Consider the following 25,265-nt stretch of genomic DNA (forward strand, 5'->3'; position numbering starts at 1 on the left):
CATTTCGATATTCAAACTAAAATTAATAATAGAAAGATAAAGTCAAACGACCGACAAAGATAAGGAAGATAGACATGACTGAGAAGAAATACATCGTTGCCCTCGATCAGGGTACTACAAGTTCAAGAACGGTAGTGTTGGACCATGATGCTAATATCGTGAGCTCCTCTCAGCGCGAATTCACTCAAATTTATCCTCAAGCGGGCTGGGTAGAGCATGATCCAATGGAGATCTACGCTACGCAAAGCTCAACGTTAACGGAAGCTCTGAACCAGAAAGATATTCACACTGATGAAGTGGCCGCAATCGGCATCACTAACCAACGTGAAACGACGATTGTTTGGAACAAAGAGACGGGTAAGCCAGTTTATAACGCGATTGTTTGGCAGTGTCGTCGTACAGCTGAAATTTGTGATGAGCTGAAAGCAAGAGATTTAGAAGGCTACATTAAAGAGAATACAGGTCTTGTTCTTGACCCATACTTTTCTGGCACCAAGATCAAATGGATTTTAGACAATGTGGAAGGTGCTCGTGAAGACGCTGAAGCAGGTAAACTGTTGTTTGGTACAGTCGACACTTGGTTAGTTTGGAAAATGACTGACGGCCGTGTACACGTTACTGACTACACGAACGCTTCTCGAACTATGCTGTTTAACATCAACACGAAGCAATGGGATGAGAAACTACTCAAAGAGTTTGATATTCCGTTGTCGATGATGCCTGAAGTTCGTAAGTCTTCCGAAGTCTACGGTCAAGCGAACCTTGGCGGTAAAGGCGGCACTCGTATTCCAATTGCTGGTATTGCTGGAGATCAACAAGCGGCTCTGTATGGCCACATGTGTGTGGGTGCCGGTCAAGCGAAAAATACCTATGGTACAGGTTGTTTCTTACTCATGAACACGGGTGAAGATAAAGTCACCTCGAATAATGGTTTGCTAACGACTTTAGCGTGCGGCCCTAAAGGCGAGCCGACATACGCACTGGAAGGCGCAGTATTCATGGGCGGTGCATCAATTCAATGGTTACGCGACGAATTGAAACTGATTGAAGATGCGACAGATTCAGAATATTTTGCAACGAAAGTCGATACAGCCAACGGCGTATATGTTGTACCTGCGTTCACCGGTCTTGGCGCACCATACTGGGACCCATATGCCCGTGGCACTATTGTTGGTTTAACGCGTGGTGCTAACTCTAATCATATTGTTCGCGCAACACTAGAAAGCATTGCCTACCAAACTCGTGACGTGCTGGACGCAATGCAAGCGGATTCCGGTATTACTTTAGCTGGCCTACGAGTAGACGGCGGAGCAGTGGCGAACAACTTTTTGATGCAGTTCCAATCGGATGTTCTAAATACCGAAGTGAATCGCCCGAAAGTAACGGAAGTGACGGCGCTTGGCGCAGCTTACCTAGCGGGTATTGCGGTTGGTTTCTGGGACGGCTTGGAAGAGCTGCAAGGTAAAGCCGAAATTGAAAAGAACTTTACCCCAGCGAATGATGAAACCAAACGTCAACGCCGTTACAGCGGTTGGAAACGTGCGGTTAAATGCGCGCAGGTTTGGGCAGAACTGCACGATGAAGAGGATGCTTAATCGCTTATTTAGTATGTAGCGATATGGCATAGTCCATAGGGAAATTGGAAGGCCTCATAACGTCGTTATGAGGCCTTTTGTGATTCTGTGCTGTAAGGGAAATTTCATTATGGGTCATGGATAGGGGCGATGACGCACATAAGCTTTGTATGCTTTGGTCAAAAAGTAGAGATTAACGATAGCGATAAAGCTATTGGTCAGGACGATTGGCCACGCACTAATGGCGAACCCATAGAAGATAAACAACGCACACCCAACGAAATTAAGAATTCTCAGTCGCACTAGATCTCGCATAGTCAACGATATTGCGACCATAACGGATGCTGCATAGCCTAAAAATTGGGTCAACTCCATAATCTTCCTCGGCGTCAGTGCTCACCTGTCATTAACGTCAAGAGGTCTTTGGGTAAGCTAGAAATAACTATAGCAGTAATTGGTCAACTGGCTTGGTGAGGGAGATTAGGTTCTGAGGAGAGTCATCAGGTTCAGGCATTCGAGAAACGGGCTTGGAAAGGTGATAAAGGTAGCTAAAGTTTAGAGCTTTAGAGCTTTAGAGCTTTAGAGCTTTAGAGCTTTAGAGCTTTAGAGCTTTAGAGCTTTAGAGCTTTAGAGCTTTAGAAGCTTGAAGCGAGGAGCCCTCTTGATAGAGGGCCATAATCATCTAATAACCGTTTAAGCAGAGCCCGGCGGCTTGCTCTGGACGAATTCAGCTTAGCGAAAGATTAACAGCCTAGGTGGCAGAAGTGATTATTTTTTACCTTTGATCGTTTGCTTATCTTCAGCGGTTAGCTCGCGGATACGGCGGCTAATATCACGGCGAGCTTTAGAAATCTCGGCACTTTTGATGATGTGATCGTCAACGCGATCTTCGTAATCCGCTTTCATGTTTTTGATGATGATAAAGATCTCATCAGTTGTCATGTCCGGTTTGATGTAATCAAGCAAGTTTTCTAGCAAATCAACACGTTTTCTGTTGTCGCGAACTTTTTTCTCGTTGTCGATCAGTTCACGCTTTAGTTTGTTTTTCTGGCGTGCTTGGCTGACAATTTCAAATACACTATTCATAGTCTGTGGCCCCTTAGGTAAATGTTTATTGCCGTTGATTAAATCACATCAAGTCTTATGAGAACAGCGATAAGATCAATACTGACCTTAGTTTGATGCTTTAATGACCGCTTTGTTACAAGTGGATTGTATTCGTTCTCACGACCGTTATATGATGCGGGTAAGCGAAGATAAGGAGATGGTTCTGATATGAAAAAGTCACAAATTTTGGTTCCTAAAGTGGCGACTAAGGAACCTACATGGGAGGAGCAATCCAAGTTTGCTAGTAGCTATTTAAGTGAAAGAGACAGGCTTGAATTAGCTGAAGTCGAGATATGCCGCAGTAAAGTGATTGTTCTGGATAGCAAAGGCAATATTATCCGTCACCCATTATTTCTAGATCACTAAATAATTTAGCGGCGGGTCTGGAAAAACTGCCCTAGAACTCTATAGAGAAAACAACAAAGGATCGAAGATGAACATTGAGCTTGCTCCAATTGAGGCGAGAATTATTGGCTGTCTGATTGAGAAAGAGATCACGACACCAGACTACTACCCATTGACTCTCAATAGTTTAACGAGTGCTTGCAACCAGAAAAGCAATCGAGAGCCTGTCATGGCACTGTCGGATGTTGATGTTCAGCAAGGCGTTGATCAGTTGATTGCGCGGCATTTAATGAGTGATGAAAGTAGCTTTAATAGTCGAACGAGTAAGTTTATTCACCGTTTCTGCAACACAGAGTTTGGTGATTTAAAACTAACTGAACAAGAGAAGGGAATTGTCTGTTGTTTACTATTGCGTGGAGCGCAGACTCCGGGAGAGCTCCGCACCCGTACAAATCGCTTAGCCCAGTTTGAAGATGTGCGAGAAGTGGAAGCAATTTTAGAAGCACTGGCTCAGCGTTCAGGTAGCCCTTTAGTTGTTAAGCTACCTCGGGAAGCAGGCAAAAGAGAATCACGCTACCAGCATCTATTTAGTGGTGCGGTTGAAGTGGAGGCTGAGAATCATTCGTCCACGCCGCTGTCGTCGTTTGAACCTAGGGAAAGTCAGCCAGAGAAAATTCAGGCACTCGAACAGCAGGTAGCCGAACTTAGAGCTGAATTGAAGGAACTGCGAGAAATTGTCAACGGATTGTTATAGGACATCATAGATGACGGACTCTACGGAGCCTCTAGACAACTGGTACATCTATCTCATTCGTACGCGGGTAAACTCACTGTATTGTGGGATCACCACAGATTTAGAACGTCGCTTCGCTCAGCATAGCGCCGGACAGGGCGCGAAAGCGCTTCGAGGAAGAGGGCCGCTTGAATTGGTTTGGCATAGTGAAGACGGCATGTGCCACTCTCAAGCTCTGAAGTTGGAATATCGAATCAAGCGAATCTCAAAAGCTCGAAAGGAAGCACTCGTTAGTGATGAACTGCACTTAAAAGACCTAACAGAATAACTTTATTGATAATTATATTATCAATGGTTTTTTAGGGTAAACAGGCTAAAGTTAATGAAATAAGATCCATTAACCGAGGCTTGGCAATGACGTTTGACAAAAAGCTCATTTTCCTCGTCGTAGTCGTCGCACTATTGTCGATGCTGCTGGGCTATTTTTTTTCCGGATCACCACAAGTGTCATGGTCGGCTCTTTCGATATTGATTGTTTTGTTGCTGGTGTGTGGGTATCGGGGAATACACCTTCTCCAGAAGGAGGTCTCTGAAAAATCTGCCTTGATGGCGGCTTCCAAAGCCGCAGAAATGGACAAGCAGAACAAGCAGCAACTGGAAAAAGCAAACGAAGAGCTTAGGCAAGCTCAACAAACGTTACTTGAGTCAGAAAAAATGGTGGCGTTAGGCTCTTTGGTCGCCGGAGTCGCACATGAAGTGAACACACCCATCGGTATTAGCATGACCGCCTCTTCTTATATTCAAGAAAACGTCGATGAATTTAAAGCACATTTAACGTCTGATGAACTATCTGAACGCTTTGTGAATCAATTTCTTGAAGATGTCAGTGAATCTGTAGTATTAATGCAAACCAATCTGAAGCGGGCGGTAGAGCTTATCACCAGCTTTAAACAAGTCGCCGTCGATCAAGCCTCTGAAGCACGTTATCTCTTTCATTTAGATGAACATTTGCAGCAGGTGGTTACCTCTCTCCGACATAAGCTTAAAAAAAGTCATGCAGAGATCGAATGGCAATGTAGCCCAGAGCTAGAGATAGATAGCTACCCCGGTGCATTTACACAAATTTACTCCAATTTAGTCCTTAACTCGATCTTGCATGGTTTCGACGAGAGCAATATGCCGCACAAGATTTCCATCGTGTTGTCTCGAGAAGAAGGGAATTTAATCATCGATTATCGCGATAACGGCATGGGTATTGATGCTGAGCTATTGCCAAAATTGTTTGATCCCTTTGTCACGACAAAGCGTGGCCAAGGTGGGAGTGGGTTAGGCACCCATATTATCTATAACTTGGTTACTCATAAGCTGCATGGCAACATCCGTTGCGATAGTGAAGTTGGAAAAGGCGCGCACTTTCATATCGTTATTCCCTTTGATGGGAAAGAAATAGCGACAGATGGAGACTCTGACTCACCCAACCTTCATATTGAGACCAAAGTTAGCTACGACTGACCGTAGAGTACCCAGAGCCTCCTTTCATTATTTACCCTCAGCTCTTATTGGTATTTACATGCTGAATCTAACTCCATGTATTAATCTTTAGTGTGAATACTAATAAAAGGTTGATAAGGATATGAAACGGATATTAGCAGTGTCTTTGGTTGGTGCGGTTGGCATGTTCAGTTTTGCTGCACAATCGGCATCGACCGTGGCGGACGGCCGCGGTAACGGAATGGGTAATACTGGCGTTACTACCGCAAGCTATGTCATGGCCCCTTTTTATAATCCAGCGCTAGTCGCGGTTTATCGAGATAAGGACAAGTTTGGCATGTTGTTGCCTGCAATAGGCGCTGAGATCAGAGATAGCGATGACACCTTGAATTTGGTTGATGATATGCAGGATACGATCAATGCCATTGAGGGGGGAGATACCAGCCAAGCAAGGTTAGATGAACTTAATGGATATTTAGATACTCTTGCAACCAACAAACCTCTCAATGTCGCCGCGGGGGCGGGGGCGGCTTTTGCTGTGCCATTTGAATTGTTCTCTGCCAACGTATTTGTACGTGGATATGCTGAAATTATTGGTACGCCCGATGTTGCGGCGAATACAGGGAGCACCTTGTCAGACGTTCAAACACGTTATCAATCATCATCGGTAGATTTGATCGCGTTTGGCTACACGGAATTTGGTGTTGCCCTCGCGAAACGAATGACAGTGTACGGGCAGGATATGGCATTTGGCATTACGCCCAAAGCGCAGCAGTTAAAAACTTACAAGCAAAACATCAACGTTGAGACGTTTGATCTCAGCGATTATGACACGACGGAAACATCAAAAAAATCAGGCAACTTGGATTTAGGTGTCGTGTGGTTTAAGGATCAATTTCGAGCGGGTATGGCAGTGAAAGATCTATTTTCGCAAAAAATTGATACGCAGGACGTAAGTGGGGTGAGTACCTATAAACTCGACACACAAGTGACTGTTTCTGGGGCCTACGCAACGCGGATGTTGACGGTGACCAGTGACTTAGATCTCACCAAGCAATCTCGCTTTATTGACGTAAATGACGACACTAAGTTTTGGCGCTTTGGCGTTGAAGGTAACGCATGGGATTGGGTGCAACTTCGCGCGGGCTATCAAATTGATATGGAAGATACGATTGATAACTCTTTTACCGCTGGTGTAGGTTTGAGCCCAGGGGATTTGGTTAGTATCGATATTGCGGGGAGCTATGCCGGAGAGCATGAGTTTGGCGTCGGGGCTAATTTAGAATTTACCTTTTAGGTCTCTTGGCTGATGATTGGTTTCTAAGACCATTTAATCGAGTTTATCCAATGCTTGGCAACATGTTGGAGAGGTCGCATTGAATGTTTCTTGGAGTAGTTGGGCCTTGAGCGAGTCAGACAAAGTGATCACTTCATTAAACTTGGCACCGATTTTGGTGCCTTGTTTTGTTACGGTCACGGACATCGCTTCGCATTGCAGCGGACAAGAGAGAAATTTATCCAGTCCGCAATTAATCTTTATCGAGTCATGTTCATGTATCTCTTCACCGTGGTCGACAATCAATGCGGCCCCCGACAGAGATATGTCGAGGATTTTGGCCTCATACATTTGGCTATCGATTTCTAGCTTTGCAGTGATATCTACCTTGTATCTTTCGTGCTCCCTGAGAGCCTTGGAGGCGAAGTTCTGTGGGAACCGGACAAACAGCAGGCCAACGGGTTTATGTAGCAACGTGAGTGTACTGGTTTTGAATGCGATGACATCGCCGTCTTTTGTATCGCTAACTCCTCGGACAACCACACGAGTATTCGCGACTTTACGCATGATAAGTTGCTCTTTGGCTTTAACAGGAAATTCTAAGATAAGGTATTGGTCGAGCTTGCCACCTAGATAGGATGAGTTGAAGTTAAAATGATCCTTCGGGCCGAATTCTATCACCCCAGACAGCTTCATCCCAGGGGTGAGGAGCGTAAAGAGATCTTGAGCTGGGGTGTTAGTCGGAATCATACAGTCTTTTTAATAAATAAAACTATCAATACTATAGACTGGTGCAGTTACTTTTTCCCGAAAAACACCCTTTTTAGTCGCCCATTATTGGATAATACGTTGATTATGCAGAAACTAAATGATCGACATCTGAACTGGAATGAACGTAGTCTTTAATCGCTTGGCATTCATCTTGTGTCAGCAGCAAATGCAACTTGGTGCGACGTTTCAATATATCTTCCGCATTCAATGCAAATTCATTCTCTAGCAGGTAATCAATCTCTATTTGATACACGGTATCTGAAAACGCTGTACCCAAATCGTCAATATGAGAAACATGCTTTAGCATTCGGTTGATACGGCTACCATAAGTGTTCGTCCATCGTTCTAGCATCTCTGAATTCAAAAATGGGAACTTTTGCTTATATTGTTTAATCAGTGCCGCTTTATCGTATGACTCTGCGCCCGGCAGCAAAGAATCGGCAGTCCAAGGTGATTCCATGTTGGCGAAAAATGGCTGGAGTTGGGTCATTGCAGATTCTGCCAGCTTACGATAGGTGGTCAATTTGCCGCCAAATATTGATAATAGCGGTGGCTTGTCGCCGTCATTGTTGAGAGATAGTGTGTAATCACGGGTTACTGCCTGCGGAGAGTCAGACTCATCGTCGCATAATGGTCGCACGCCGCTGTAATCGCCGACAATATCATCAAGAGAAACTTGTTTGACGAAATGCTTGTTGACCACATCAAGTAGATATTGACGTTCTTCATCTGAAATAGAGACTTTTCTTGGATCACCTTTGTACTCAACATCGGTTGTACCGATCAGAGAGAATTTGTTTAGATACGGGATCACGAAGACGATACGCTTGTCTTCATTTTGCAGTATGTAACACTGTTTCTCGTCATGAATCTTCGGCACGATAATATGCGAACCTTTGATCAAGCGAATGCCGTATGGGGATTTGATATCGATGTTTTCGTCGATAAACTCTTTAACCCATGGGCCTGTCGCATTGACCAGTGCTCGACAACGTCGAGTGAAGCTCGATTGTGTACGGTGATCGAACATGGTGACTTGCCAGTGTCCGTCGAGCCTTTTAGCTTCTTGCACTGAACAATAGTTTTTAACTTCAGCGCCGTATTCTTTTGCCTGCATTGCGTTGAGCACAACTAAGCGTGCATCGTCCACCCAGCAATCTGAATATTCGAAACCGACTTTCATTTCACTTTTAGTGACATTCCCAGCGTCGAGTGCCACTTTCTTACTAGAAGGTAGAGAAGTGCGCTTACCTAGGTGATCATATAGGAACAAACCTGCTCGAATCATCCAGGCTGGGCGCAAAAATGGTCGATGTGGTAAACGAAAGCGCATTGGAAATGCAATATGAGGCGCTTTTTTTAGCAACACTTCACGTTCTGCAAGTGCCTCTCCTACCAACCTAAATTCATAGTGTTCAAGATAACGTAGACCGCCATGAATGAGTTTTGAGCTTGCAGAGGAAGTCGCACTTGCGAAGTCTTTCGCTTCATATAAACCAACTTTCAGGCCTCGCCCAGAAGCATCAGCTGCGATACCAGCCCCGTTGATACCGCCTCCAACCACGATAAGATCCAGCATTTCGTCTTTCTGTTGCTCGTTTTTAATAACGCTCATGGTCATGTCTTGTTCCTTTATGTTCGTACGCGCTTTTAATGTTCGTATATAAACAAAGTTTAGTCAATAAAGGTATGATGAATTTTTTATTATTTGATGTAGCTCAACATATGAAAGCAAAAATATGTCGGATGTGCGTTCTGTGCTCTTATGTTGACAAGTTACATAAGCAAATTAGCTGGAGAGAGAGGGAGTATTGGCGGTTTTTTGAAGTCGACTTCTTGGTTTGTCGCAAGGTGATTGGAAGTGCGGTAGCAATATCTTGATAATCGGTAATGAAGTAATGAAGTAATGAAGTAATGAAGTAATGAAGTAATGAAGTAATGAAGTAATGAAGGGTACAACTGTAGGGAACTAAATGTGGACGTCGAGTAGGGTACCAATCATATCTTGATCACGTTGAAGCATATTCGCGCCCACTGAACTGTATTGGCTTGCTTGATTTAATTTGACTAGAGCATCGGTATACGACTGAGGAACATCAGAACGTTCTTCGGCCTGTTGGGGAGGAGCGGTAGCGTCGATTTTATTGAAATCTAATTCAGTGCCTTGATCCTTATCTTGGGCGACAGGTAAGGAGTTTTCTTGGATGTCCCGCGCTGCTTCTTGAGCCATCTGAGATGACTGTTGCATCATCTGGTAACCAGACTTACTGACAGACATGGACATAATTTGCGCACCCAAGAAGTAATTTAACTTTCGAAGCCAATTAGGCTCACATAAAGTTTACAATGGTATTGCAAATCTAGCAAGTTGTGCTAAGTGCATCAAATGAGTAGCTCTGCCTACGTCTAAGCGATGTTAAGCGAACAAGCTTGAAATCACATTGATTTCTTCTTCGGTTAATAGCGCTGCAGGTTTGATTGCCGGGCGACGAACTTCATTACGACTTCGAATCTCACCTTGTAATGTGTGAAGCTGCTGAGTGGTTAGGCGGTTGAGCTGAGCTTTGAAAAACTCAAATTGTTGTTGGTTCATGGTATCTTTCCTCAAAATAAATGCAGTTTGCATCATCTTGAAAGCAAGAGACGTCTCCTTTCATCCGCTTACCCTCGTACTATATGTGCACTAACTAGGATAAAAAATGAGAGCCATGGATTGTCCGAGAATTGTCAAAACAACGTATTACAATTGTTAATCTGAGCACTTTTATTGTAACTATTCATAGATCTGACGATAGAAGGTATGGACATATTGAAATGGAAAATGTCGAACCATTCTAAAACAGGTTTAGCGTCCTTTGTCGTCAGGTAATTGTGTAATGATTTCGGCAAGCCTTGGCATCAATTTTTGCATTAACAACAGTTGTTGAAGGACATTTCTGGTCGCGGGTTCTATCGGTTTATTAGCAAACGATAGGTGTCGTTCGAACCAGCTCGTTTCTAGCGGATTAGCCCCGACCTCGAGTTCTTCAACATCACCAGTTTTTTTCTCTATGGATGAGGAAGACTGAGTTTGTATTGAAGGGCGAGAAGTGAGTTTCGTCAACCTGTCATCAATAATTCGGTGAGCTTTTGATAACAACGTTAAGGCGCTTGCATCAGTGAGTTGCTCTCTATGCGCTCCCAATGTGGAAATATAACTCAACAAAGCATGATTTGAAGTGAGCAGCTGGAAACTGTTTTCTGGAGAAAATTGATGTTTTCCAGGCTCCGCCATCATATCGCATACCGTTTGAGTGAGCGTTGCATCCTTATCGTGAGCATGTCTACGGGAGACTCGATAATCTAAGTCGTTTTGTCGGCCGCTTTGATATTGTGCAATCACTTGATTGAGATAGTTTCTATTGCTATTGATTGCTTCGCTAATCGCGGTCATTAATTTATGGGATTGCCATGATGGAAGGATATAAGTAACGGCAGACGCAGCAATAATACTTCCAAGCAGTGTGTCAATGAGGCGCGGTAAGATAACATCGAAGCCTTCCCCAAGCTGGGTAGAACAAAATAATACCAGTAAAGTGATAAATAAAGTGGCGAGGCCATAGCGTCTGACGCGGAAAGCAAAGAAGAGGACACCTGATATGACTATCATGGTTAATTGCCCTTCAGGAGAAGGGAATAAGTACAGTAATGGTAGGCCTGTGAGTAATCCTGCGATTGTGCCTATTACTCTGGCGACGATTTTATGTTTGGTCGCGCTGTAATTTGGCTGACAGACAAAGAGGATAGTTAACAGTATCCAAAAGCCGTGCTGTAACCCAAGGACGTTTTGCACCCCATAGCCCACTAGAAACGCGAGTGACAACCGAACCGCATGGCGAAATATTGCAGATTCTAAGCTCAGGCCCTGTTTCATTCGATAATACATAGCTGGCCAAGAGTAAGCCTGACTGTTATACAAGACACGATCAGGAGGACCTAAGTCATCAGGAGCCGCGACCTGTGATTGAAGCGCCTCGACGACCCCAAGGTTCTTATATAGCAATTTAAGCCTATCGAGCTCTGGGGCAAGTGACGGGGTGTGTTTCTCCAAATAGTTTAACGACTGCTCAACTTCGTGCAGGTGAGAATACAGCTCGTGACTGTGTTGGTATTGTTTGCCAACAATGAGTGAACGCGCTATCGAGCGGCATGCGGTTGCTTGTGATTGCAGCAGGTATTTGAATCGAAACATGACATCGGAGTGATAGAATTTGGCCGCGATTTGGCGATACTCTATGTGACTTGAGCTAAACCTCTCGTGGATATCTTGAGCGATAAAATACGTAGATAGGTAGGCGTCGGTACGGCTATCTGCCCCGCGATGCTGCGTTCGATTGAGAAGGAGAGTTTTACACCGATTCAGCGACGAGACGATTTTAGCATTAAACTTTGATTCTTGGATGCTATGCGCACTAGACCGGCTTTTAGTTGTCGGGTAAAACCATTCTGACTTTGAGTCAATATAACTGGATAAATCCCTGAAGATATTGGCGAGTTCTCTTTCTATAGGGTGCGTGGGAGACAGTAAATGCCAAGCAAACGATATAGTGAAATACCAAGCGGCCCCCAGTAGCAATAAGCTGGGTTGTAACCAAAGACTTGTAAAGCCGTTTGACCCCATCATAGTGTAGATAGCGATCAATAGTGAGCTGAACGCTAGAGTGGAATACCTAGGGCCTATGGCGCCAATTAAAATAAAAACGAACGTGGAGCCAACCAATCCCGAGGCAAATATCCAAGGATACGGCATCAATATCTCGACCGAGAAAGAAGCGAACGCAAAGCAGGCGAGAGCCATAATGTATAGTTTGATTTTGCCTAGAGTGTTGCTGTCGTCGTCTGATAATGCGCCGCCAATCACGCCAAGAATTAGCGGAATGACATAAGTATTGAGTTGCCATATCTCTCTTGCGGCCACTACGCCGATTAAGGCAATGAGCATTAGAATGCTGTCTTGTAGGGATTTGTTAGCTGAATACAATCGAATTTGGTGGAAAACGCGCACAAAAATGACTCTTAGGCTGATTTACGCAAAGAACTTTACTGGCTGCTTTGCTTAAAGTTGAGAAAACGTTGTTAACGAGAATTTTACGGCTTTCTGCCGTGTGACTTCAATCTATTTGTGTTTTTTAGCCTTATTGGTTTAGATCGCTGATCTGATAGAATTTTTACTTTTGCGGGATAACATCTACACGCTGTTTAGGTATATCATGTAGCCAATCAAGAGAAATAGGAAAATAAGTCTATGGAACTGAGTGCAACGAAAACGGCGCAGTTTCTCGTACAAAACGAATATCATAGTGTGCTGTTGGACGCAGAACAGATTGTGTTGTCATCCCACAGAAACAAAGAAGAAATTTCGTTTAACGATTGGAATGGGCAGGTCTTGGTGAAACAAGGCTTACTTTGGAGTGATTTGCATTTTTATGCTCATGCTGCCGATGGTCAAAGTGTTGTCTGGGTTGTTCAAGGATTACCGAAGCGAGACTGTAAGTACTTTGCTCGTCAAGCGGTTGAGTGTTATCAAAAATGGCACGATCAGCAGAGCGCACAACTTGAGCAGTTTCATCCTGTATGGGAACAAGAATTAAACCGGTTACGTACGCTACCGGCATTCTTAAGCCATGGGAAAATTTCAAATTGGGCCCAGCAAGTACAAGACGGAATCGATCAAATCGGCTTTTCTCATACCGATCTGTGGCGGCAGCTTCCCGATAAAGAACAGATATTTCGACCTTGGTTAGAGAGCACCAATCAAATGTTGGAATCTCGCAACCGCGATTGGATGGAACAAGAACGTCAAAACTGGGAAGTGCTATTTGCTCAGCTCGAATCTTCACCATTGAATGTAAGCCAGCAAGAAGCCGTGTTACTTAACGATGACAACAACTTGGTGCTCGCTGGTGCTGGCTCCGGGAAAACGGCAGTGCTTAGTGCGCGCGTTGCGTATTTATTGCAAAGCCATTTAGCTAAGCCTGAAGATATTTTGTTAGTGTCATACGGCCGAAAAGCCGCAGAGGAAATGCGGCAGAGACTCGATGATAAAGTTGGGTTAGCAGCACAGGGCGTCCAGGTTAAAACCTTCCATCAATTGGGCTTGAGTATTATAAATGACGGCAACCCTTCTGACGTGACGCTGTCACCGATGGCGACGGATGATAAACTCCGTCAAGCGTGGTGTATCAACTGGCTTAAAAAGCACTGGATGACTCCAACGAACTTTAATCGCTGGAAAAAACATCTGGCTAAGTGGCCAATTGCTTATATTGCGGGCGACGATGAGTTGGGCAGTCATGTGGAAAATGAAAAGCTAATAGCATGGCTAGATAAACAGCTAATGCAACTCTCAGCTCTTACGTGTAGTAAAAAACACATCCAGCAAGCTTTAGTCGAACATGATCAATACGCCCGCTTGAATAGTGAATTGTCGTTGGTTTGGCCCTGCTATCAGGCGTGGAAAACTGAGTTTAAAGAAAGTGGCCATATCGATTTTAATATGATGATTGCTCAGGCTGCTGACCTTGTTAACAAAGGAAGTTATAAGTCGAGCTGGAAGTTCATCATGATTGATGAGTATCAAGACATATCTCCGCAGCGTCTAAATCTTGTTCAGTCTTTATGTGACCAAGTTAATAAAGTGGATGAGTGTGTATTATTCGCAGTCGGTGATGATTGGCAATCGATTTATCAGTTTTCTGGATCCGACATTGAGCTGACCACAGACTTTGAGCAGAGATTCACACATACGAGTCGACATTACTTAGATACGACATATCGATTCAACAGTAAAATAGGCGAGGTGGCGAATGCGTTTGTTCAGGAAAACCCGAATCAAATTACCAAACCTCTTGTCAGTTACAAGCAACAAAAACAGAAAGCAGTATACTTAGCGCCATCGGCTAACGTTGAAAAAATTCTCGAACAGATCAGCCGTCAAGCAAATCAGGATAAGTCTGTTTTGTTACTCGGCCGAAATCATTATCACAAGCCTGAACTGTTTAGTGATTGGGAAAAACAGTATCCAATGCTACAGCTGCAATTTATGACTTGCCACGCAAGCAAAGGTCGGGAAGCGGATTTCGTGATTGTTTTATCGGTGGACGAAGGGCAATTTCCTGCAAAAGTGAAAACTCTGCATTTGGATACCGCGTTGACCCAAACTAAAGATGATTTCCCTTACGCAGAAGAACGGCGTTTGTTTTATGTTGCGCTGACGCGAGCAAAGGAAAAAGTATGGGTGACTTATTCAGGTAGCGGCTCGTGCTTTGTCAAAGAGTTGATCGACGGCGATTACCCTGTGGTTAAACAGAAATAGTGATGAATCGCGCTGGTGGTAGCAAGCAAGGGCTTACGAGCAGCGCGAACTCATCTTAGGTTTAGGCCTTAGGTACGCTCGTTCAGGTAAGCTTGGTAGTCTGGAATTTCAATGGCGACTTCTTCGCTAATAAGGGCAGAAGTTACCAAGAAATCCGCAGTGGCTTTGTTGGTCGCCACTGGAATGTTCCATACACTGGCGATTCTAAGTAGCGCTTTAACGTCTGGGTCGTGAGGGACGGCATTCAGTGGATCCCAGAAGAAAATCAACACATCAATATTTCCTTCCGATATTAGAGCCCCAAGTTGTTGATCGCCCCCCATCGGCCCGCTAATCATGCTAGTGATGTCTAACGGTGTATTCTTGGTTAGCAAGTGGCCAGTAGTGCCTGTTGCGTATAACATGTGACGTTGTAACTCATATTGGTGTGTTTGCACCCAGTTAAGTAAGTCTTGCTTACAATTGTCATGGGCGACCAATGCGACATGTTTACTTGCAGCGATGGTCCGAGTTGTTTTGTTCATTCAAGAGCCTTTGAGTTTATTTCGCGGAACTTAAGTAAGCCAATATGGGAATCATTGCCAGTTAAATAGCGAAAGCCAGTAATGTTTGCGCTGTAAAGTAGCTGAGCGTAATAATATATGGCGAGTACTGACCGAAAATATGTGAACGCCGAGTGGATATCAGGATACCGTAGAAGATCAACGCGAAGCCTCCTAGTAGTCCTAAGAACGCCGATTGGCTGTGGGTGTTGATCCAATACTCAGTCGTTGCCCATATGGTTAGGCAGATGGTTATTAGGTAGGCCGCGACAGGGAGTTTACGTTCGCCTAGTATTGGCAACAGCAATAAGTAAATGATAACGCCGATGCTAACAACGACGACGGATAGCCAAAGAGTGGGCTCGTGGTGTATTTGGTTGACAAACGATCCAAAAAAAGCCAAATGTGCACTCAATAGGGCAATAAAGCCGGGGGTATAGGTCTTTTCGGTACCAAATAGCAATGAATCGCCCAATGCAGCACATAACAATCCAAGTGAGAGCAGCAGCGTGGCTGTTGTGGAAAGCTGGGTGTTGGTGACAACGTCACCTAATATAAGGGCAATCGGTAACAACCGTGAAATCGAGAAAAACCACTTAGGTGTTCGGTTAAGCAAATATAAATGGATACAACAAAAGATAATAATAATCAGCCACATACCATCTTCCTAGCTTCTCCTATACTTCAATCATGAAGACGCGATGGGTTAACAAAAAACAGCGCACGAAGCGCTGTTTAGTTATTTTACCTAGAAGTAGTAGAAATACGATAGAAAGTTGATTTTTGATCGTGAAATATGATCACGATACCGCATGTTCTAGTATCTGACGGCTTTCGTTTAAGGTGATTGCTTGGTTTTCACCCAATGCGACCATCTTATGTTCGCTCAGTTGTCCCATGATTTGTTCGATAGCATTTTCTTTGCTGGTACCATGAGTACTTAGCTGTGTTGGTACGTCGAGCATGTTGTAAAACGCTTCGATGGCATCAATTGTTTTTTCTGCCAAAGAATCTTGATCAGCTAGACCGAAAACACTCTTACCCATTTGCTCAAGCTTATCGCGCTTGGATTCAATTTGGTTTCTAAACAATGACGGTTGGATAATCGCTAGTGAACGTGCATGGTCAACGCCGTATAGAGCGGTGAGCTCGTGACCAATCATGTGGGTCGCCCAATCGTTTGGAACGCCGCTGCCAATCAAGCCGTTTAGCGCTTGGTTGGCCGTCCACATTAGCGTTGCACGCCATTCATTGTTGTCTCGGTTCGCATACTGCTCGCCCAACATTTTTAGATTTTTCAGCAAGGTTTCAGCGTAACCATCTTGAACCATTGCTCCAACCGGGGTGGTGACGTATTGTTCGCAAACGTGTACCCAAGCATCGACAATACCATTGATAAGTTGGCGTTCAGGCAGCGTTTTCATTGTATCTGGGTCTAGAACTGCGAACGCAGGTTGAACAAGTGGTGAACCAAACGCAAGTTTATCTTGGGTTTCAGATTTAGTAATTACAGCACCTTTGTTAGATTCTGATCCAGTTGCTGGTAACGTTAAAATTGCGCCAATCGGCAGGGCTTTTGTGACAGTGTAATCACCAGTGAGGATATCCCAGCCATCGCCGTCGTAAAGAGAAGCCGCTGCCACATATTTTGATCCATCGATGACCGAGCCACCACCAACGGCAAGAACGAAATCAAGGTTGTGCTCACGTACGGTAGCAATTGCTTTGTCTAACGTTTCTTTAGTCGGGTTTGGCTCAACGCCTGAAAATTCAACCCAAGTATGATTTTCTAGTCCTGCTACCACTTGATCATACACGCCATTTTTTTTAATCGATCCGCCACCATAGAGAAACAGTACACGCTTCCCCTGTGGAATTGCTTTTGAGATCTCGGCGATCTGGCCTTGGCCGAAATGAATTTGTGTCGGATTAGAATAACTAAATTTCATGGTCTCTACCTCTGAATGAACGGTTGATGACTGTCTCAACGGACGGTAATATGCATATTAGTCTTGAAGTGTTAGCTTTAAAAGGCAAGATTCTGGATAAAGCTTGCCTATTTCTACATTCTCATTTTCGCATAGAAAATAAATACTGACTTTTTAAGTTTAATAAGGAAACGACCAATGTCCCAGCTTGGGTTTATGATGCAACAATACGCCAGTTTGAATGGCTTGAGTTCGTTAGAAGGTGTGGCTGACACACAGATTCCTAATGTGCGTTTTTATCGCAGCAGCACAGGTAATCCTCGCCAACCATTTACCTATCAGTCAGGGATTTTGATTTTAGGGCAAGGGAGTAAAAATATTTACTTAGGTGAGACTCGTATGTCTTATGGCAACGACGACTTTCTAGTCGTGGGCGTCCCATTGCCACTTGAATGCGAGGCTTTTGCAGACAATCAGAGACCACTTTTGGGGTTGTCGATTTCTGTCGACCAAGCGATGCTGCAAAGAATGGTCAACAAATTAGAGTATATGGAACACCGTTCTACCTCTAAGCTCGGGCAAGGTTTACTTGGGCTCGATTCAGTACACATGAACGAGACTATGATAGATGTGTGTTTACGTTTAGTGAAAGCATTATGTCATCCACTCGAAGCAGAGATGATGGGGACATTATTGTATGAAGAGCTTATCTTTCGCGCCCTTACTAGTGAAAAAGGCCACGTATTGTTTGATCTCGCGCATCATGAAGGGGCCTATGCGAAAGTGGCTAAAGCGCTAAATCGAGTTCACAGCAGTTACCAAGGTTTACTGACAGTACAACATTTGGCGGATGAAGCAAATATGAGCGTCTCGGCTTTCCATCAAGCTTTTAGGGCGGTGACCTTTGAGTCCCCATTACAATACATTAAGAAAGTAAGATTGAATAAGGCGAAGGAGCTCATTCAAATAGAAGGCAAGCGCGTGAGCGAAGCGGCTTTGATTGTGGGGTACAACAGCTCATCACAGTTTAGCCGAGAATACAAACGCCACTTCAATCAGACGCCAGCGCAAGCCAAATAATGGCTGAGCGATCGCTCAGCGCCTGACTCAGTTTTTCGTTGAAATTGAGCCTATTCGTCGAAAACGACGGCATTCGTTAAAGTTGAGCCTGTTCGCTAAAGTTGACTGTAGTCGCCAAAGCAATAGTGTTTAGGGATAACGACTATGCCATTGGCTGAAACATGAAATCGTTTGGCGTCCTCTCTTGGGTTAATGCCGATGTTAGTTTGGGCAGGAACCTTAACGTGCCGATCAATGATGCAGTTGCGAAGCTGGCAACCTTCACCTATATCGACATCATCAAATATGATGCAGTTTGATACTGTAGAATGGTCGCGGATCTGAACATTAGAAAAGACGATGGAACTGTGTACGGAACCGCCTGCGTTTACCACGCCGTTTGCAATGATAGAGTTGATAAAAATCCCTTCATTTCCTGTTGCGGATGAGACAGTGCGAGCGGGCGGGTATTGAGCTTCATAGGTGCGGACCGCCCAATCAGGTTGATATAAATTCATTGGAGGTACAGGTTCCAATAAATCCATATTGGCTTGGTAATAGGAATCAATAGTCCCCACATCTCGCCAATAGCTGTCTTTAGCTACACGGCCTAGGTCGTCACCAAAGTGGTAAGCATAAACACCACGTTTATCAATAAGTTTTGGGATAATGTCTTTGCCAAAATCATGCTCTGAGCAAGGATGTTCCGCATCTTCGATGAGAGCCTGCTGTAATACTTCGGTGCTAAAGATATACACCCCCATAGAAACTAAGCTTTGATCTATCGCACTAGGAAGAGGTGCGGGTTCGCTCGGTTTTTCTGTAAAACCAGTCACGAGCCCGGATTCTTCAATACTCATGACTCCGAACTCCGATGCTTCTGCTCGCTTGACTTGCATTGATGCGATGGTTAATTCAGCGCCAGTTCGCCTGTGTTGGGCTAGCATGGCAGCGTAGTCCATCTTATAGATGTGATCGCCCGACAAGACAACGACGTATTTTGCGTCACTGCGTGAAAGCAGCCAGAGATTTTGGTAGATGGCGTCTGCAGTGCCTTGATACCAGCTACTGCCATTACGCATTTGCGGGGGGACAACGGTCACGTACTCACCTAGCTCAGGGTTGAAGACAGACCAGCCATCGCGGACATGTTTATGTAATGAGTGCGATTTATACTGGGTTAACACGAGTATTCGGCGCAAGCCGGAATGCAAACAGTTGGTGAGAGTAAAGTCTATAATTCTATATTTACCCCCAAACGGAACCGCGGGTTTAGCTCGTTCGTCGGTTAACGGGCTTAATCGTGAGCCGATCCCGCCGGCGAGGACGATAGCGATAGAGTCTTGCATTCCTTTTCTCCCAGAAATAGTGCAACTTTGATGGTTAGGTAATACGTACAACAATTACGCCATGTTTTATGGCTTTATAAATCAATCGGTTAGACGGGTGGTGTCAGTAAGGTGAACCAAATTAGGGCGCCAGTATGGTGAGTGGAGGGTAATGAAGTGATTGTCTGCTTCGAGTGGCCGATAGATGAACGCTGGCGATCCTTAACATGGAGCTTCGTTTTCTTTGTGCAGGACAGTTGAAATAGCATTAGAACTGGAAACGTACTGACATAGTGATTTGTGGCCCGTATAGCCCGTTGTTACGAGTCTCCAGCCCCAAAGAAAGTTGCTCGGTGGAGTGAAAACGTACGCCTGCGTAAAAGACGGAGCGATCGTCGTTACGGCCTACACGTGCAGAAGCTTCAAGTTGGTCAGCAAGCCACATTCTAACACCCACATTCATCTCCGCTTGAACTTCGTTTTGCCCGCCCGCTTGTTGAGTGTACTTAATTTGGTGGACGAGAAATTGGCCAAAGATATCGGCAAATTGGCTCAACGGACCATTAAAGCCGATCCCGCCAGCCAAATTGTAATCGTCATCAAAGAGTGTCGTGTAGCGAGCGACTACGTGCGCGTTATCGGTAATTTGGTTGCTGAACTCAACGCCAGTGGAATCTGGGCTGACTGAAGTCGCCACTTCAAAATAGTTGTAACTAAAGTTGTTTGCGTTGGCCGTTAAAGGCATAAAGCAGGCAGAGCCGATCGCTACGCCCGTAATAACTTTCGCTTTATTTAGCATTGCAACTCCATTTGAGGTGAGTCAATATGTTGACGAGACAGGGAAACTAGCAAAAAATGCACCGACTATACCTTCGATTACGCTTCATTTCGAATGCTCACACTGCATTTGAAGCGCCCCTCGACTCACGGTAAATATCCAAATCCTTTTATGATCTAGCGTATAGAGGTTCACTTCAAAAGCCAACCACCTAGAACCAATAAAAGGTTAATAATGAGAGTAACATACGAATGAATAACTCTGTTTTGATGATACAAGGCACGACATCTGACGCCGGTAAGACGGCGCTAGTGACTGGGCTGTGTAGAGTGTTGGCGAGGCAAGGCGTATCGGTCTGTCCATTTAAGCCACAAAACATGGCGCTCAACAGCGCAGTTACGGTGGACGGTGGAGAAATTGGCCGCGCGCAAGCGTTGCAAGCCCAGGCCAGTAATATTCAACCTTCAGTGGATATGAATCCAGTCCTTATCAAGCCTTCATCAGATACTGGGGCTCAGGTGATTTTTCAAGGAAAAGTCGAAGGTAACATACGAGCGATTGGTTTCTCTAGTTATAAGCAGCGAGCTTTGCCTGTGGTGATGTCTTCGTTTCAAAAGTTGAAACGTCAGTACCAAGTGGTAATTGTTGAGGGGGCAGGTAGCCCAGCTGAAATAAACCTTCGCGAAAACGATATTGCCAACATGGGGTTTGCTGAACCTGCAGATGTCCCAGTGGTCATTGTTGCGGACATAGACAAAGGTGGGGTATTTGCACATTTGTATGGAACATTAATGCTTCTGTCAGAGAGTGAGCAAGCGCGTGTAAAAGGCTTTGTGATCAATAAATTCCGTGGGGATATCAGTCTTTTGATATCAGGAGTCGATTGGCTGGAGCAGAAAACAGGTAAACCTGTACTGGGTGTGCTTCCATATCTTAGAGGCTTGGAGCTAGCGGCGGAAGACGCTATCAGTACCGCTCAGCCGCTGAATGCTGAAGTCAAGCTGAAAGTCGCCGTACCAGTTCTCCCCCGCATTAGTAATCATACCGACTTTGATATGCTACGCTTGAATCCAGATATAGAATTGACCTTTGTGGGAGAAGGTAAACGTTTGCAAGGCGCTGATTTGATTATCTTGCCCGGAAGCAAATCAGTGGTAGACGATTTGGACTATTTGCGCGAACAACAGTGGGATAAAGATATCTATCGGCATCTTAGGCATGGCGGTAAAGTGCTTGGGATTTGCGGTGGTTATCAAATGTTGGGCGAAGAGCTACTTGACCCAGATTGTCTCGAGGGTAACTTGCCAGTTTGCCAAGGCCTAGGGTTGCTGAAGGCGAGCACTCGGTTTGGTCAGCAGAAAAAACTGGTTAATCAGCAGGGCCAATTAACGCTCAATGACCAAAGTGCTGCCATATCGGGTTATGAAATTCACGTAGGTGAAACCAGAGTGACAGAAACACAGCCCATCACGTTAGTCAACGGAGAGCAGGAAGGTGCGCTTAGCGAATGCGGGCAAGTCCTTGGCACTTATTTACACGGGATTCTAGATACCCCGCAAGGATTGGCTTTATTGAGTGAGTGGGTGGTAGGCGTTGAAATGAAATCTGAGTCTTATCACGACATCCAAGAGCGCAGCATAAACCTGATTGCTGATGCGATGGAAAAACACCTTAACTTTACATCTATTTGGCCATGGTGGCCTAACTTAGGATCTTAAAAGACAGAATGAAGAAATATATTAGTCTCCTGCTTGTGATGGTTTCAAGTTTTGCTCAGGCAAACACTGGCGTGACCGTTTATGCAGCCTCCTCTATGACCGATGTAATTAACGCGCTGATTAAAGTATATGAATCGGATCACCAAGTTCACATCACTCCAGTTTATGCCAGCTCATCATCTCTCGCTCGACAAATAGAAAATGGAGCACCTGCCGATATTTTTATCTCAGCGGATCAAAGATGGATGAATTATTTGGTGCAGCGCGGCCTAGTTTCGAAGTCGGCTGAACAGCCACTCGCGGCTAATCAACTGGTCGTGATTACGCCCTTTAGTACCGACAAAAAGAGTACTGATATAAATAGTCGTGATAAAAATCTAGACATTGGCGACGCTGCTTCATGGTTGGAAGCTCTAAATGGGCAAAGAATTGCTATCGGTGAGCCAAATTCAGTGCCTGCGGGGATCTACGCTGAGCAATCAATGCGTACATTGGGAGTTTGGCACAACTTAAAAGTTCACCTAGCTCCATCCAATAACGTTAGAGCTGCGTTGGCGCTGGTAGAATTAGGTGAGACCCCACTAGGAGTGGTGTATAAAACCGATGCGTTACAATCTCAAAAAGTTCGTATCGCGGCTACATTTCCTGATTCACTGCATAAACCGATTGTCTATCCGTTAGCACAGCTTAGCCAAGCAAAAAGTGCCGTTCAATTTGCTCGTTTTATGTTTAGTAAGAAAGCAGCCGCGACCTTGCAACATTATGGTTTCACTCCTTTAGCTGGAAATGCAGCATAACGGCAGAGCGCAATGAATGATGGTTTTGGCATATGATGCTTTCAACTTATGAATATCAAGCGATTGAGCTTAGCCTCAAGGTCGCAATTTACACCGTTCTTTGGCTCCTACCTGCTGGGGTTCTATTAGGTTGGCTCCTCGCTCGGCATCAATTTATTGGTAAGCGCTTCTTAGACAGTGTGGTTCACTTGCCTTTAGTGCTGCCCCCAGTGGTTGTAGGTTACCTTTTGCTACTGACTTTTGGGCGGGCTAGTCCGCTCGGGGGCTGGCTTTACCAACATATGGGATTGGTGTTCAGTTTTAATTGGAAAGGGGCCGTGCTTGCGTCTAGTGTGGTCGCGTTGCCGTTGATGGTCCGCTCGATACGGCTAGCGGTCGAAAGTGTGGATCAGGATTTAGAGCAAGCAGCCGCTACCTTAGGCGCTGGTAAAATGAAGGTGTTTTATACCATCACCTTACCGCTTATTCTGCCGGGTATACTCACCGGTTCCATGCTTTCGTTCGCGCGCAGTCTTGGCGAATTTGGGGCGACCATGACGTTTGTATCGAATATTCCCGGTGTCACTCAAACTATCCCACTGGCAATGTATAACTATATCCAAACACCAGGGGAAGAAATGCAAGCGGCGAGCCTGTGCTTGATCTCAGTGTCAATTGCTTTGCTTTCATTGCTTGTCTCAGACTGGTTGGCAAAACGGGCTAGGCGTCGACTTGGAGTGCGAACACCTTGAACCCTTTCACGATTCAATTTAAACACCAGCTTGGCGAAACTATATTCGATCTTGATGTTGTTATTCCTTCGACAGGGGTGACCGTCATATTTGGTCGTTCCGGTGCAGGAAAAAGCACACTTATCCATGCTATCGCGGGGCTGATAACACCCCAATCAGGCAATATAACAACTCCGACCCAAACACTATTTGATTCCAGTCAAGGCATCAATACCGCTGCCCACAAGCGGCGTGTTGGTTACGTCTTTCAGAGCGCAAGACTATTCCCGCACTATAAAGTAAAAGGGAACTTGATGTATGGCGTAAAAAAGGCCGACTCAGCGTATTTTGACAAAGTGGTTTCCATGCTGTCTCTAGAGACTTTGCTGTTGCGGTATCCTGCCGACCTTTCTGGCGGAGAAAAGCAACGAGTATCGATAGGGCGAGCTTTGCTCTCACAGCCTGATATTTTGTTAATGGACGAGCCTCTTGCTTCGCTAGACTTACCTAGGAAAAAAGAGATCATCCCTTTTTTACAAAGTTTGGCGACGGATGTGGACATTCCCATCGTGTATGTCACTCATAGTTTAGATGAAGTGGTTGCGCTTGCTCGTCACTTAGTCATTGTTGATCAGGGGCGAGTGGTGAGTTCTGGCCCGACGGAAGTCGTATGGGCGTCTGAAAAGATGAGGCCTTGGTTAGGTGAAGATTATAGGAGCAGCTTGTTTGATGCGGAAGTGTTGAGCCTTCACCCAAATTATGAATTAAGCGAACTTGAATTAGCGCCTAAGTGTCGCCTTTGGGTTCGTGTACCGAATACATCGATTGGCAGTATAGCTCGCATTCAAATCCATGCAAAAGACGTGACTTTAGCGATTTCTAAGCCAGAAAACACCTCAGTTCGAAATTCGATATTGGTGGAGATTGTTCAGTTGCAAGAAAATACTGAAGAGACGGTTCTCGTAACCTTGTCTATTGGGGAAGGGGGGAGCTTGCTCGCTTCGATTACCAAGTGGGCATGTGAAGAGTTGGAACTTAAGGCCGGGTTAAAAGTATATGCGTTAGTGAAGAGTGTCACAGTGGCTCAGAACCAAATAACGGACTTGTAAGTATACTGTTTACGCTGAGTCCTATATTGATAGCCAGAATAGGGCTTGCCTACGCTGGCTACGAGATTCAGCAAGTGTATTTATTTGCCAGAGAAGGCTTGTTGAAACTCTCGCTTCAAAATAGCGTCACGGCGCGCTTTTTTGACCTGTTTAATCATATCTTTCACACAATTGTGTAGGACTTGATCGAGCAATTCAGCACGATAGTTTTCAGTTTGCTCTTCTGTCATATCACGTGGAAGCTCTAACGTTGGAAATTCTTCCATTACGTTGATTCCAGCAAATGCTTGGCTAACGGACACTAATGCGTGGAACTGTTCAAAGTTATCCAATACATTTTGAGCGCTTTTAGGCAAAGTGTTCCATTCTTCTAGCACCGCTTCTTTAGATGCTTCATGGATAGAAACAACCATTAAATGCATTTGCTCAGGAACTTGTTCAAATTCAATTAGGTTACGCAGCTCCGTAGAGAGGGTTTCTAAGTTGACTTCTGGTGTTTCATTCGGCGTAGCTTCAGACATAACGATATCTCACAATAAAAAACGACATGCTAGAAACTTATTGCGAAAAGTCAATAACAAACATGCAATATCCAATGCGTTTACTCTCGGTATATGCTATACGTTTAGTAATAATTAAAGGGAG

At 44.8% G+C, this 25,265-nt stretch carries 25 protein-coding genes; 12 read left to right on the forward strand and 13 right to left on the reverse strand.

The window, feature by feature from the left end:
• Positions 1-74: 74 nt before the first annotated feature.
• Positions 75-1,595 carry a glycerol kinase GlpK gene (gene glpK, locus L4C34_RS03290; protein WP_428787922.1) on the forward strand — a complete coding sequence of 507 codons (1,521 nt, stop codon included), beginning with the start codon at positions 75-77 and terminating at the stop codon, positions 1,593-1,595.
• Between the two features lie 114 nt (positions 1,596-1,709).
• Here the strand turns inward: glpK and L4C34_RS03295 are convergent, their stop codons facing one another.
• On the reverse strand, positions 1,710-1,949 hold the full coding sequence (locus tag L4C34_RS03295; RefSeq protein WP_428787923.1) for a YgjV family protein: 240 nt from the start codon (positions 1,947-1,949) through the stop codon (positions 1,710-1,712).
• Between the two features lie 393 nt (positions 1,950-2,342).
• Entirely contained in the window at positions 2,343-2,660 is a 318-nt protein-coding gene (locus L4C34_RS03300) for a DUF496 family protein (protein ID WP_428787924.1), read from the reverse strand.
• A gap of 189 nt (positions 2,661-2,849) precedes the next feature.
• Between L4C34_RS03300 and L4C34_RS03305 the strand changes: the two genes are divergently transcribed.
• The 5 genes from L4C34_RS03305 to L4C34_RS03325 all read left to right on the forward strand — a co-directional run bounded on the left by L4C34_RS03305 (position 2,850) and on the right by L4C34_RS03325 (position 6,547).
• Positions 2,850-3,047, forward strand: coding sequence for a hypothetical protein (locus L4C34_RS03305; RefSeq protein WP_428787925.1), 198 nt, complete (start codon positions 2,850-2,852; stop codon positions 3,045-3,047).
• Between the two features lie 67 nt (positions 3,048-3,114).
• Positions 3,115-3,780, forward strand: a complete 666-nt coding sequence (locus tag L4C34_RS03310; RefSeq protein WP_428787926.1) for a YceH family protein — start codon at positions 3,115-3,117, stop codon at positions 3,778-3,780.
• Positions 3,781-3,790: 10 nt separating this feature from the next.
• On the forward strand, positions 3,791-4,087 hold the full coding sequence (locus L4C34_RS03315) for a GIY-YIG nuclease family protein (protein ID WP_428787927.1): 297 nt from the start codon (positions 3,791-3,793) through the stop codon (positions 4,085-4,087).
• Positions 4,088-4,173: 86 nt separating this feature from the next.
• A complete protein-coding gene (locus L4C34_RS03320; RefSeq protein ID WP_428787928.1) occupies positions 4,174-5,271 on the forward strand; it encodes a sensor histidine kinase in 1,098 nt (365 codons plus the stop codon).
• A 121-nt stretch (positions 5,272-5,392) separates the two neighbouring features.
• Positions 5,393-6,547: a conjugal transfer protein TraF gene (locus L4C34_RS03325; RefSeq protein WP_428787929.1), complete on the forward strand. Its 1,155-nt coding sequence runs from the start codon at positions 5,393-5,395 to the stop codon at positions 6,545-6,547.
• A gap of 33 nt (positions 6,548-6,580) precedes the next feature.
• Here the strand turns inward: L4C34_RS03325 and L4C34_RS03330 are convergent, their stop codons facing one another.
• The 5 genes from L4C34_RS03330 to yccS form a co-directional block, all read right to left on the reverse strand.
• On the reverse strand, positions 6,581-7,276 hold the full coding sequence (locus L4C34_RS03330; RefSeq protein ID WP_428787930.1) for a PilZ domain-containing protein: 696 nt from the start codon (positions 7,274-7,276) through the stop codon (positions 6,581-6,583).
• A gap of 103 nt (positions 7,277-7,379) precedes the next feature.
• A complete protein-coding gene (gene glpD, locus L4C34_RS03335) occupies positions 7,380-8,918 on the reverse strand; it encodes a glycerol-3-phosphate dehydrogenase (RefSeq protein ID WP_428787931.1) in 1,539 nt (512 codons plus the stop codon).
• A 348-nt stretch (positions 8,919-9,266) separates the two neighbouring features.
• Complete coding sequence (locus L4C34_RS03340) at positions 9,267-9,581, reverse strand: hypothetical protein (RefSeq protein WP_428787932.1); 315 nt, start codon at positions 9,579-9,581, stop codon at positions 9,267-9,269.
• Positions 9,582-9,713: 132 nt separating this feature from the next.
• The gene (locus L4C34_RS03345) at positions 9,714-9,890 is read right to left on the reverse strand and encodes a hypothetical protein (RefSeq protein WP_428787933.1); all 177 of its coding nucleotides are present in this window, start codon (positions 9,888-9,890) and stop codon (positions 9,714-9,716) included.
• Between the two features lie 252 nt (positions 9,891-10,142).
• Complete coding sequence (gene yccS, locus L4C34_RS03350) at positions 10,143-12,341, reverse strand: YccS family putative transporter (protein WP_428787934.1); 2,199 nt, start codon at positions 12,339-12,341, stop codon at positions 10,143-10,145.
• Positions 12,342-12,581: 240 nt separating this feature from the next.
• On the opposite strand from yccS, the gene helD reads away from it, so the two are divergent.
• The gene (helD, locus tag L4C34_RS03355; protein WP_428787935.1) at positions 12,582-14,651 is read left to right on the forward strand and encodes a DNA helicase IV; all 2,070 of its coding nucleotides are present in this window, start codon (positions 12,582-12,584) and stop codon (positions 14,649-14,651) included.
• Between the two features lie 68 nt (positions 14,652-14,719).
• Here the strand turns inward: helD and L4C34_RS03360 are convergent, their stop codons facing one another.
• The 3 genes from L4C34_RS03360 to L4C34_RS03370 form a co-directional block, all read right to left on the reverse strand.
• Complete coding sequence (locus L4C34_RS03360) at positions 14,720-15,175, reverse strand: methylglyoxal synthase (protein WP_428787936.1); 456 nt, start codon at positions 15,173-15,175, stop codon at positions 14,720-14,722.
• 61 nt (positions 15,176-15,236) lie between these two features.
• Complete coding sequence (locus L4C34_RS03365) at positions 15,237-15,851, reverse strand: lysoplasmalogenase family protein (protein ID WP_428787937.1); 615 nt, start codon at positions 15,849-15,851, stop codon at positions 15,237-15,239.
• 142 nt (positions 15,852-15,993) lie between these two features.
• Positions 15,994-17,142, reverse strand: a complete 1,149-nt coding sequence (locus L4C34_RS03370; protein ID WP_428787938.1) for an iron-containing alcohol dehydrogenase — start codon at positions 17,140-17,142, stop codon at positions 15,994-15,996.
• Positions 17,143-17,319: 177 nt separating this feature from the next.
• On the opposite strand from L4C34_RS03370, the gene L4C34_RS03375 reads away from it, so the two are divergent.
• Positions 17,320-18,201, forward strand: coding sequence for an AraC family transcriptional regulator (locus L4C34_RS03375; protein WP_428787939.1), 882 nt, complete (start codon positions 17,320-17,322; stop codon positions 18,199-18,201).
• A 95-nt stretch (positions 18,202-18,296) separates the two neighbouring features.
• On the opposite strand, the gene glgC is transcribed toward L4C34_RS03375, so the two are convergent.
• Both glgC and L4C34_RS03385 read right to left on the reverse strand, forming a co-directional pair.
• On the reverse strand, positions 18,297-19,529 hold the full coding sequence (gene glgC, locus L4C34_RS03380) for a glucose-1-phosphate adenylyltransferase (RefSeq protein WP_428787940.1): 1,233 nt from the start codon (positions 19,527-19,529) through the stop codon (positions 18,297-18,299).
• Between the two features lie 247 nt (positions 19,530-19,776).
• Positions 19,777-20,307 carry a hypothetical protein gene (locus L4C34_RS03385; protein ID WP_428787941.1) on the reverse strand — a complete coding sequence of 177 codons (531 nt, stop codon included), beginning with the start codon at positions 20,305-20,307 and terminating at the stop codon, positions 19,777-19,779.
• 230 nt (positions 20,308-20,537) lie between these two features.
• On the opposite strand from L4C34_RS03385, the gene L4C34_RS03390 reads away from it, so the two are divergent.
• The 4 genes from L4C34_RS03390 to modC are packed head-to-tail and all read left to right on the forward strand — an operon-like array spanning position 20,538 to position 24,620.
• Complete coding sequence (locus L4C34_RS03390; protein WP_428787942.1) at positions 20,538-22,004, forward strand: cobyric acid synthase; 1,467 nt, start codon at positions 20,538-20,540, stop codon at positions 22,002-22,004.
• Positions 22,005-22,012: 8 nt separating this feature from the next.
• Entirely contained in the window at positions 22,013-22,801 is a 789-nt protein-coding gene (gene modA / locus L4C34_RS03395) for a molybdate ABC transporter substrate-binding protein (protein ID WP_428787943.1), read from the forward strand.
• A gap of 32 nt (positions 22,802-22,833) precedes the next feature.
• Positions 22,834-23,532, forward strand: coding sequence for a molybdate ABC transporter permease subunit (gene modB, locus L4C34_RS03400; protein ID WP_428787944.1), 699 nt, complete (start codon positions 22,834-22,836; stop codon positions 23,530-23,532).
• The gene (gene modC / locus L4C34_RS03405) at positions 23,529-24,620 is read left to right on the forward strand and encodes a molybdenum ABC transporter ATP-binding protein ModC (RefSeq protein WP_428787945.1); all 1,092 of its coding nucleotides are present in this window, start codon (positions 23,529-23,531) and stop codon (positions 24,618-24,620) included. The genes modB and modC overlap by 4 nt, the downstream gene beginning before the upstream one ends.
• Before the next feature lie 80 nt (positions 24,621-24,700).
• Here modC and L4C34_RS03410 read toward each other — a convergent pair whose 3' ends face one another.
• Positions 24,701-25,141 (reverse strand): DUF3069 domain-containing protein, encoded by a 441-nt coding sequence (locus L4C34_RS03410; protein WP_428787946.1) that lies wholly within the window; start codon positions 25,139-25,141, stop codon positions 24,701-24,703.
• Between the last annotated feature and the right edge of the window lie 124 nt (positions 25,142-25,265).

It is taken from the genome of Vibrio profundum (assembly GCF_050337555.1).
Classification (GTDB): Bacteria; Pseudomonadota; Gammaproteobacteria; order Enterobacterales; family Vibrionaceae; genus Vibrio; species Vibrio profundum.

Coding starts and splice junctions, on each gene's coding strand:
- L4C34_RS03340 (WP_428787932.1), bottom strand. CDS start 9,581: ATGTCCATGTCTGTCAGTAAGTCTGGTTACCAGATGATGCAACAGTCA.
- L4C34_RS03330 (WP_428787930.1), bottom strand. CDS start 7,276: ATGATTCCGACTAACACCCCAGCTCAAGATCTCTTTACGCTCCTCACC.
- L4C34_RS03370 (WP_428787938.1), bottom strand. CDS start 17,142: ATGAAATTTAGTTATTCTAATCCGACACAAATTCATTTCGGCCAAGGC.
- L4C34_RS03305 (WP_428787925.1), top strand. CDS start 2,850: ATGAAAAAGTCACAAATTTTGGTTCCTAAAGTGGCGACTAAGGAACCT.
- L4C34_RS03385 (WP_428787941.1), bottom strand. CDS start 20,307: ATGCTAAATAAAGCGAAAGTTATTACGGGCGTAGCGATCGGCTCTGCC.
- L4C34_RS03310 (WP_428787926.1), top strand. CDS start 3,115: ATGAACATTGAGCTTGCTCCAATTGAGGCGAGAATTATTGGCTGTCTG.
- L4C34_RS03300 (WP_428787924.1), bottom strand. CDS start 2,660: ATGAATAGTGTATTTGAAATTGTCAGCCAAGCACGCCAGAAAAACAAA.
- L4C34_RS03365 (WP_428787937.1), bottom strand. CDS start 15,851: ATGTGGCTGATTATTATTATCTTTTGTTGTATCCATTTATATTTGCTT.
- glgC (WP_428787940.1), bottom strand. CDS start 19,529: ATGCAAGACTCTATCGCTATCGTCCTCGCCGGCGGGATCGGCTCACGA.
- L4C34_RS03375 (WP_428787939.1), top strand. CDS start 17,320: ATGTCCCAGCTTGGGTTTATGATGCAACAATACGCCAGTTTGAATGGC.
- L4C34_RS03390 (WP_428787942.1), top strand. CDS start 20,538: ATGAATAACTCTGTTTTGATGATACAAGGCACGACATCTGACGCCGGT.
- L4C34_RS03360 (WP_428787936.1), bottom strand. CDS start 15,175: ATGAACAAAACAACTCGGACCATCGCTGCAAGTAAACATGTCGCATTG.
- L4C34_RS03295 (WP_428787923.1), bottom strand. CDS start 1,949: ATGGAGTTGACCCAATTTTTAGGCTATGCAGCATCCGTTATGGTCGCA.
- glpK (WP_428787922.1), top strand. CDS start 75: ATGACTGAGAAGAAATACATCGTTGCCCTCGATCAGGGTACTACAAGT.
- glpD (WP_428787931.1), bottom strand. CDS start 8,918: ATGACCATGAGCGTTATTAAAAACGAGCAACAGAAAGACGAAATGCTG.
- modA (WP_428787943.1), top strand. CDS start 22,013: ATGAAGAAATATATTAGTCTCCTGCTTGTGATGGTTTCAAGTTTTGCT.
- L4C34_RS03320 (WP_428787928.1), top strand. CDS start 4,174: ATGACGTTTGACAAAAAGCTCATTTTCCTCGTCGTAGTCGTCGCACTA.
- L4C34_RS03315 (WP_428787927.1), top strand. CDS start 3,791: ATGACGGACTCTACGGAGCCTCTAGACAACTGGTACATCTATCTCATT.
- helD (WP_428787935.1), top strand. CDS start 12,582: ATGGAACTGAGTGCAACGAAAACGGCGCAGTTTCTCGTACAAAACGAA.
- L4C34_RS03345 (WP_428787933.1), bottom strand. CDS start 9,890: ATGAACCAACAACAATTTGAGTTTTTCAAAGCTCAGCTCAACCGCCTA.
- modB (WP_428787944.1), top strand. CDS start 22,834: ATGATGCTTTCAACTTATGAATATCAAGCGATTGAGCTTAGCCTCAAG.
- L4C34_RS03410 (WP_428787946.1), bottom strand. CDS start 25,141: ATGTCTGAAGCTACGCCGAATGAAACACCAGAAGTCAACTTAGAAACC.
- L4C34_RS03325 (WP_428787929.1), top strand. CDS start 5,393: ATGAAACGGATATTAGCAGTGTCTTTGGTTGGTGCGGTTGGCATGTTC.